The 4,129-nt window shown below is 75.0% G+C and carries 4 protein-coding genes; 2 read left to right on the top strand and 2 right to left on the bottom strand.

Annotated features, from left to right (window positions below; translation table 11 throughout):
* The coding region (locus AE652_RS36665) for a cytochrome bc complex cytochrome b subunit (protein ID WP_049659411.1) at window positions 1–1,582 on the bottom strand (1,582 nt) is incomplete at its 3' end.
* 124 nt (window positions 1,583–1,706) lie between these two features.
* Between AE652_RS36665 and AE652_RS36670 the strand changes: the two genes are divergently transcribed.
* Together AE652_RS36670 and AE652_RS36675 are read left to right on the top strand one after the other, a co-directional pair.
* A complete protein-coding gene (locus AE652_RS36670) occupies window positions 1,707–2,252 on the top strand; it encodes a GNAT family N-acetyltransferase (protein WP_049659420.1) in 546 nt (181 codons plus the stop codon).
* A gap of 152 nt (window positions 2,253–2,404) precedes the next feature.
* A complete protein-coding gene (locus AE652_RS36675; RefSeq protein ID WP_049659415.1) occupies window positions 2,405–3,604 on the top strand; it encodes a trans-2-enoyl-CoA reductase in 1,200 nt (399 codons plus the stop codon).
* Window positions 3,605–3,645: 41 nt separating this feature from the next.
* On the opposite strand, the gene AE652_RS36680 is transcribed toward AE652_RS36675, so the two are convergent.
* Window positions 3,646–4,129, bottom strand: a 484-nt coding sequence (locus AE652_RS36680; protein ID WP_199823199.1) for a MarR family winged helix-turn-helix transcriptional regulator, incomplete at its 5' end; no start/stop codon positions are given.

The raw sequence follows: 4,129 nt of genomic DNA on the forward strand, positions 1-4,129 counted from the left end.
CTGCCATCCGCTCCGACTCCCCTGCGGTGGCGGGCAGTTCGACCCGGTCGCGGTGGAACCAGGAGCTCGCGGCGGCGCGCACCCGCTCGTGCCGCGGCGCCCCCTGCAGGGCGGTGACCGGCTCGGCCTCGGCGCGCGCCAGCAGCACGTACCGCTCGGCCTCGGGCAGCGGGCGGCGGTGGCCGGAGAAGCCGCCGTCCTGCGCCTGGTCGATCCGGCCGGTCTCGTCGCCGTCCAGCAGCCGGTCGCGGTCCCGGGCCTGGAGGGCCAGGCAGAGGCGCCGGGTGAGCAGGAAGACCACCGGCGGCAGCACGACCAGCGCCGTCCGCAGCACCACGGTGAGCGCGTTGACGTCGAGCCCGAAGGCGTACGCGATCACGTCGTTGCCGCCGGCGACCAGCAGCACCGCGTAGACGGTGATCCCGGCGGTGCCCAGCGCGGTGCGGGTGGGCCTGTTGCGCGGGCGGTCGCACAAGTGGTGCTCGCCGGTGCCGGGGTCGAGCCACCGTTCCACGAAGGGGTAGGCGTACAGCGCCGCGAACAGCAGGCCGGGCACCACCAGGGCGGGCAGCAGCACGTTCCAGGACAGGGTGTGCCCGAGCACCCTGGTCTCCGCGGCCGGCATCAGCCGCAGCGCCCCCTCGATGAAGCCGATGTACCAGTCCGGCTGCGCGCCCGTGCCGACCACGTCGGGGCGGTAGGAGCCGTACCGCCAGATGGGGTTGACCTCGGCGAGGAACGCCGAGAGCGCCATCACGCCGCCCACCGCGAACAACAGGCCCGTCGTGCGGGTCAGGAACTGGGGGAAGAACGGCATCCCCACCACGTTGCGGTTGGTACGGCCGGGGGCGGCCCAGTGGGTGTGCTTCAGCACCACCACCAGCGTCAGGTGCGCCCCGACCAGGGCCAGCAGCAGGCCGGGGACCAGCAGGACGTGCACGGTGAACAGCCGGGGGATGACGTCGTGCCCGGGGAACTCGCCGCCGAAGGCGAACAGGGTGAGGTACGTGCCGACCAGCGGCACCGAGAGCAGCACGCCCTCGGCGATCCGCAGGCCGGTGCCGGAGAGGGTGTCGTCGGGCAGCGAGTAGCCGGAGAACCCCTCCAGCAGCGCGAGGTTGAACAGCGTCACCCCGATCACCCAGTTGAGCTCGCGCGGGCGGCGGAACGCCCCGGTGAAGAACACCCGCAGCAGATGGACGCCGATCGCCGAGGCGAACAACAGGGCCGACCAGTGGTGGATCTGGCGGATCATCAGTCCGCCCCGCACCTCGAAGCTGATCCGCAGGGTCGACGCGTACGCCTCGGACACCCGGACGCCGTCGAGCGGCAGGTAGGCGCCCTGGTAGACGACCTCGTTCATGCTCGGCCGGAAGAAGAAGGTCAGGTAGACGCCGGTCAGCAGCAGCACCACGAAGCTGTACAGCGCGAGTTCGCCGAGCAGGAACGACCAGTGGTCCGGGAAGACCTTGCGCAGCAGTTCCCGGCCCGCCTCCGTGACCGGCAGCCGCCCGTCCAGGCGGGCCGTGACGCGCTCGCCGGCGGACGGCTCGTGCCCGTCCGAAGCCCTGGTTTCGTCCACGGCAGGAACCTAGTGGGCCGTGCGGCACGCGGGGCGGCCGAGCGCGGTCGGCGGCGGCAGAGCACTCCAACGGCGGAACGGGCGGCCGTTGCGGTGAGCCGCCCGGGACAGCAGCATGGCCCGCATGGCGCGACCGAGGGACGTCATCGACCGCGGGGACCTCGTGCTGCGGCGCTGGCGGGGGCAACGGGACTTCGCCGCGGCCTTCACGCTGATCGAGGAGTCCCTGGACCACCTGCGCCCCTGGGAGCCGTGGGTGGCCCGGCACGACGAGGAGCACACCCGCGCCCTGCTCGGCAGGTGCGACACCTGGTGGGCGAGCGGCGAGGTGTACACCTACGCGATCGCCGAGGACGGCGCCCCGGTCGGGATGTGCCAGGCCGTCCGCGCGGCCGAGCCCGGCGGCCGGCGCGTCGGGTACTGGCTGCACCCGGCCGCCACCGGCCGGGGCCTGGCCACCCGGGCGGTCGCGGCGCTGGCCGAGGAGGTGTTCACCCTGCCCGGGGTGGCGTACCTGGAGATCGTGCACGACCGGGCCAACACCGCCAGCGCTGCCGTCCCGCGCCGCCTGGGCTTCACCGAACTCCGCCGGGAGCCGGCCGCCCGGCCCGTCGCCCCGGCCGGCAGCGGGACCGCCGTGGTCTGGCGGCTGGACCGCCCAGCGGGATAGCCCACGCGGACGCCCGCCGCAATGACGACCTCCGACAACCGCGGGCCGCAACTTCCGTGACGGCATGGCAAGGGCGGCGCCCGCCGGCGCGGATAGGCTCCGGACGACCGACACCTTGATCACGATCTCCGGATCGGAGAGGGCGCCACCGCGTGAGCATCCAGCAGATCACCCCCAAGCAGCGGGGCTACCTGATCGTCAACTCCCACCCGGCCGGCAGCGAGGCCACCGTCGACTGCCAGTGGCGGCGCATCGAGCCCGCGGCCGCGACCGGCCGGGCCCCGGTCGTCCTGGTCCTCGGCGCCAGCGCCGGGTACGGCCAGGCGATCCTGCTCGCCGGGCTGCGCCGCCACGGCGTCCGCGGGATCGGCGTCGCCTACGAGGGCGCCGCCACCGAGCGGCGCACCGCCACCGCCGGCTGGTACCGCACCGCCGCGACCTCCGCCCTGGCCGAGGGCAGCGGGGGAGACGTCACCTTCGTCAACGCCGACGCCTACGCCGACGCCACCCGCGCCGAGGTGCTCAAGCTGCTCGCCGAGCGGTACGGCCCGGTCGACCACCTCGTCTACTCGCTGGCCTCGCCCCGGCGCACCGACCCGGCCACCGGCGAGGTCCACCACTCGGTGATCAAGCCGATCGGCTCCCCGTACACCTCGCCGTCCCTGCTCTTCGACGACGGGGCCCCGCAGGTCGGCACCGTCGACCTCGCCCCGGCCGACGAGGCCGAGCGGGCGGCGACCGTCAAGGTGATGGGCGGCGAGGACTGGGGGCTGTGGGTGCGGGCGCTGGCCGAGGCGGACCTGCTCGCCCCCGGCTTCACCACCGTGGCCCTGTCCTACGTCGGTTCCGAGATCACCGCGCCGGTCTACCGGCAGGGCACGATCGGCGCCGCCAAGGAGCACCTGGAGGCCACCGCCCGGGAGCTGCAGACCGGGGTGCTCGCCGACCGCGGCCGGGCGTTCACCGTCGTCGCCGGCGCGGCCGTCACCCAGGCGTCCACCGCCATCCCCTCCATCGCCCTCTACACCTCGCTGCTGCGCAACGTCCTCGGCGAGGACGGCTGGCGCACGACCGACGACCAGGCCGTGGACCTGTGGGAGCAGCTGACCGGCGCGAGGGAACCCGCCCTGGACGACCGGGGCCGCATCCGCCTGGACGGCTGGGAGCTCGACCCCGCCGTGCAGGACCGGGTGCGGGAGTTGTGGGCCGACCCGGCGGCCGCGCTGGCCGCCGACCCGGCCGGGGCCGCCTGGTTCTACAACCAGTTCCGGCAGCTGTACGGCTGGGACGTCCCCGGCGTCGACTACACCGCCGGTGTGGAGACCTCGGTGCCCTGGCCGGGGCAGCGGTAGCGGTCCTGCCGTCGGCGGACCGGGGCCGTCACGGACCCGGGTCAGGGGGTGCCGGGTTCGTCGAGCAGCAGCTCCAGGAGGGGCAGCGCCGCCTCCAGGGCGCGGCACTGCTCGGGGCTGAGCCGGGCGCTGCGGCGGGCCAGCAGGGCGGTGCGCTCGCGGCGGATCCGGGCCAGCGTCTCCAGCCCGAGCGGGGTGGGGGCGAGCAGCTGGGAGCGTCCGTCCTGCGGGTCGGGGGTCTTGGCGACCAGCCCGTCGGCGACCAGCGGGGTGACCGTACGGACCATGGACGGCACCGCTACGCCCTCGCGTGCGGCGAGTTCGCCGAGCCGCAGCGGCCCGTGCTGCTCCACCCGGGCCAGGGCGGAGAGCTGGGCGGCGGTGAGGTCCTGGTCGCCGGAGGCGCGGACCAGCTGGCGGTTGAGCCGGCCGATCGCCAGCCGGAGCCGGACGACGGCCTCGGCGGACAGGCCGCCGCCGTCCGCGCTCACGGCCCGGGCTCCTTCGTCGGCGGGGCGGCGGGCC

The organism is Kitasatospora sp. MY 5-36 (assembly GCF_001182915.1).
Taxonomy (GTDB): Bacteria; Actinomycetota; Actinomycetes; order Streptomycetales; family Streptomycetaceae; genus Kitasatospora.